We start from the raw sequence: 4798 nt of genomic DNA on the forward strand, positions 1-4798 counted from the left end.
ATATTTTTTCTGATAAACTACTAAAAAAAGGAAATACACCAAACAAAACTGCGGATTTTTTGTGAAGAACACACCATGCTCTCTTATTATTGCAAAAGATTTCCCTCCCCTCTGCTGCTATTCTAAAGCAGGGGTTAAATATATTTTGATACTTATGTTTCTTGTCTACCCTTTAGACGCTTCTTCAGAAGTAGCTACAGGCTGTTTCCTGTTACCTACAAAGTAACGGGCGAATATTATTTGAACTTAGTGTTTAATAATATATTATTAATGTAATTTTTAAGTAGTTATGAAGAAAAAAATTATTAGAGTGATGTTTTTCGGAGCATTGGCGCTAACCACATTTTCATATGTAGGTTGTAAGGACTACGATGACGATATCGATCGGTTAGAGCAGAAGATAACCGAAAATGCCAACGCTATTGCGGAAATCAACAAGCTGATCGAAGGGGGATCTGTAATCACAAAAGTTGAGAACATTACCGGTGGTGTGGAAGTAACATTGAGCAACGGTAAGAGCTTTACCATTAAAAATGGTGATGCCGGAAAAGATGGTACTCAGTGGACGATTGGTGAAGACGGATACTGGTATCAAGATGGTAAGAAAACAGAGTTCAAGGCTAAAGGAGACAAGGGAGATCCGGGTGAACAAGGACCTGCCGGTGAACAAGGAAAGCCGGGTGAACAAGGAAAGCCGGGTGAACAAGGAGAGCCTGGAATCGATGGTGATACTTATATCCCGGGCGAAGACGGATTCTGGTACAAGAATGAAGTGAAACCGGAGAACAAGACTGATATGACTTGGATTATCCCGGGAGTTGTTTCTGTGGCCGATATGGGAGATTACTATATTTTCAGTAATCTGAGAACTGAAACCGGCGAAGCTACTTCTGCTAAGATTTATAAGTATTCTGCTACTTTCGTATCTTCTTTAGTTCACGTAACTTCTAATATCAATGAAGATTTAGGCGATGTTGTATTCTTGCCGGTTATCGGGTATGATGAGAACTCTACAGGTATTACTAAAGTATATGAATACAACAGTGCTCTTCAGCCATTATACCGCACATTGGTCAATGGATGGGCTGAATATGAGTATAAGCTGAATCCTGCAAACGTTAATCCTAAATATTATGAGGGATTAGGTTTTATTGAACAGACTGCTACTACCACTACCAGGGCTGTTGAAATAGGACTGCCTTTGTCTAAGATTTCGGTAAACTCTCAAGGTAAGCTGGTTGTGAAAGCTTCTGCTGGTAATAATACTGATAATCCGAACGTATTTAAGATGTATAAAGCTTCTGAAGAAACAGAAGAAAATGTATATGATAATCCGGATGGCAAACCTATGGAGGAATCCAGCAAATACGGTGAAGCCGGTAAAGTCAATATGCTTGCTTATCGCGTTAAGAATACGAATGAAAACGAGAAGTTTATTAATGACGGTATTGTTGTTTCTGATTTTGTAGCCACTAAACGTATGGTGGTTGAGCAGGACGATGCAATGATCGGTATAACTATAAAAGATGGTAATTTGAATGATCAGGTTACTACATTTACGGATTTGACTCACATGTATGCTGAGGAGCTTAATGCTGCTCAAAGAAATAGTTACATTGCTAGTAATATTAACGTACCTGTAATCGCCAATGTCTTGTATACTGACCAACCGGTATTGTTAGACTATATTCGTGATTATGCTGTTAAATTCTATACGAATACCGACTTTTCTTCAAAAGACGGACAATACAGACTGGAAGATCTTGGCTTCGAAAATATTACTTTCGAATTTGAAGATGTTCATTATACTGAGGCTGAAGTAGGACAGACTGAACGTTATGTGACGTTTGACTCTAAGACAGGAAAAATGACTCCGATCTTAGTAGATGGTAAAGTTCAGACAGCTTCTATTGGCCGTGAACCGGTTGTTAAAGTTAAAATGTTTGTTGACGGTAAATGGGTAATGTCTAAACTCTTGAAAATCAAGTTGGTTGAAACAGAACAGTTGACTGATACTTGGACTAATGAAGATCTGACAGACCAGGTACTTGGCTGCACTGCACTCGTTGGTGGAGAAGATATGAAGCAGTGGGGTAATGGCGCATTTGCGAATGCTAATGTTGTTGATGGACTTAAGATTGACTTCGATCAGTACTTCAATAAGTTAGGTGTAAGTAAAGAGAAGTTTGTAGAATTGTATGGTGATGGTATTACAGGTGGTACCAACAGTGTGAAGGTATTCTTTACTGATGCACAGACCGGTGTTAGAACCGAATACACGAAGTGGGCTGCATACATAAACAGTGGTTATATCTACAAAGATCCGTCAAGGAACTGGAATCTGATGATTGACTGGGCGAACATCTTTGGAGGTCCGACAACTGAGAATAATTACCTATACTTCGGATTGACTCCGGAAGCTCATGCTGGTAAATATGAAGTGGAATTGAGCTTCTCTACTGAGAGTACGTTAGCTACTTATAAAGCATTCAAGATCAAGGCTGAGTTCAATGTAACTGATCCTGCTGCAGAATGGACTTACAACCCATCTATGTGGGCTGCTGGTAACAACCATATTGCCGGAACAGAATATATGTTGGGATATGGCTATCCGACTGAAGAAAACGTTGACGCAACAACACCATTCGGCGGAACGTTTAAAATGAGCTGTAACATTGAAGATGGAATGTTGACTAATAACCTTGCTAAAGTATTACCTTGCGGTACTATTTGCTTCGAATTGGTTAACCCGACTCAATATGGTGGAGATGTTACATTGGCATATAATGAAGAGACTAACAAACATGTATTGACAATCAACCAATTCGACTGTAAATGGCTTGAACAACCGCTTGAAATCAGAGCATATGTTTATGTTGGTAGCTATGGTGTCGATCGTAAGATTCCTATTGCAATACCGGGTGTTACAACTAAGAAAGAGCCTACCGGATTCTATACATTCAATGTACGTTTCGTAGATCCTGTTTCTTATGAAGTAGTAAACAATGGTTCTTGGTACTTGGTTGACGGTGCTGCTGACAATGTAAACGAAGGTCATTATTTGCCGATATATCGTCTGTTCAAGTTGTGGGATACTCACAAGACTACAACCAATGGTTTGATGTGGGATCCGGCTATTCAGAACGGTTGGTTCGTACGCAATGGTTTGAAAATAGGTGAATCATTGTACGAAGTACATAACGTAAACATTAAGTATGCGATCAATGCTGCAGATCAGGTAGAGAATAAAGAATTCGTCGTAACTCACGCATCTATTTCGGATAAGGGTGTTCTGTCATGGAGTAACTTGTCTCAGGAAGGTGGTAGCGCGGTTACTAATGATCAACCGGTTGTCGTGACAGTTACAATTACACATGACTGGAACAAGAATTGTACTCCTAAGATACTTAAGATTACTGTTCCTGTGAAACGTGCCGATACAGAATATAAGATGCCGGCTGTTGGGTTCTTAAAGACCGACGGTAAAAATGATAAGACTCTCGGATTAAATTAAATCTTTAATGAAAATATAGTTTTAGAAGGGTATCTTCATCAAAGAGGATACCCTTCTTTAATAATCATCGCAATATCACACTTAAAAAAGAAAGGAGATAAGCATGAAAAGAAAGAATTTGTGGATAGCTGTATTTGCCTTATTATTGAGTGGAACATTTGCTTCTGCACAAGAGAGACAAATCAAGGAGGAAGGAAGAACAGAATTTAAGCGTCATTGGTTTATGCAAGTGCAAGTAGGCGCTGCCCATACAGTAGGTGAAGCTAAGTTTACTGACCTTATCTCTCCGGCTGCTGCCGTAAATGTCGGTTATCAGTTTGCTCCTGCATGGGGTGCCCGTGTGGGTGTCAGCGGATGGCAGGCAAAAGGTAGTTGGGTCGCTCCCCGACAAGACTACCAATATAAATATCTGCAGGGCAATGTAGATATTGTTTCGGATTTGAGTACGCTGTTTTGCGGCTTTAACCCCAAACGTGTATTGAATGGTTATGTTTTCGCCGGCGTAGGTCTCAATCGTGGCTTTGACAATGACGAGGCTGTTGCAATAGACGCAGCCGGATACGAAATGGGCCATCTCTGGACAAAAGGAAAATTCCTAGCAGCAGGGCGCTTGGGCTTAGGATGTAACCTGCGTCTGAATGACCGCCTGTCTATCAACATCGAAGGTAACGCCAACGTTCTGTCCGACAAGTTCAACTCTAAGAAAGCAGGAAATGCCGACTGGCAGTTCAATGCTCTCCTTGGTCTGAATATTAAGTTCGGCAAGGGCTACAAAGAAATTCCGCCTGTATATTACGAGCCGGAGCCTGTGGTAGTAGAACAACCGAAACCTGCACCTGTGGTGGTAGAACAGCTGAAAGAAGAAGCAGTAGTGGTGCAGCCTATGAAGCAAGACATCTTCTTTGCCTTGAATTCGGCAAAGATACAAGACGACCAGCATGCTAAAATAAATATGTTGGTAGAGTATCTTCAAAAGAATCCGTCAGCAAAGGTGAAAGTGACCGGTTATGCTGATGCCAATACAGGTAATCCCAGAATTAATAAAACTCTGTCTGAAAAACGTGCATCTAATGTTGCCGACGCTTTGAAGGCAAAAGGAATAACTGCCGACAGAATGCTTATTAATTCTAAAGGTGACACTGTTCAGCCCTACAACACACCAGAAGAGAACCGTGTGAGTATTTGTATTGCTGAGTAATCAATAAATAGAAATATCGATAAGATATAATAAAAAAGAATCTGAAGAACAGGGTAAGTATTCGATAAACTCCCTCGTATAGTAGG

At 40.4% G+C, this 4798-nt stretch carries 2 protein-coding genes; both read left to right on the forward strand.

What is annotated here, in order from left to right:
• Positions 1-289 precede the first annotated feature (289 nt).
• Entirely contained in the window at positions 290-3514 is a 3225-nt protein-coding gene (locus HMPREF2794_RS18080; protein ID WP_070752123.1) for a PL29 family lyase N-terminal domain-containing protein, read from the forward strand.
• Between the two features lie 103 nt (positions 3515-3617).
• The gene (locus tag HMPREF2794_RS18085) at positions 3618-4712 is read left to right on the forward strand and encodes an OmpA family protein (protein ID WP_070752125.1); all 1095 of its coding nucleotides are present in this window, start codon (positions 3618-3620) and stop codon (positions 4710-4712) included.
• Positions 4713-4798 lie beyond the last annotated feature (86 nt).

Source organism: Bacteroides sp. HMSC067B03 (assembly GCF_001811315.1).
Lineage (GTDB): Bacteria > Bacteroidota > Bacteroidia > Bacteroidales > Bacteroidaceae > Bacteroides > Bacteroides faecis.

What these genes read in the sequence shown, in the direction of transcription:
- HMPREF2794_RS18080 (WP_070752123.1), top strand. Translation starts at nt 290, where the DNA reads ATGAAGAAAAAAATTATTAGAGTGATGTTTTTCGGAGCATTGGCGCTA.
- HMPREF2794_RS18085 (WP_070752125.1), top strand. Translation starts at nt 3,618, where the DNA reads ATGAAAAGAAAGAATTTGTGGATAGCTGTATTTGCCTTATTATTGAGT.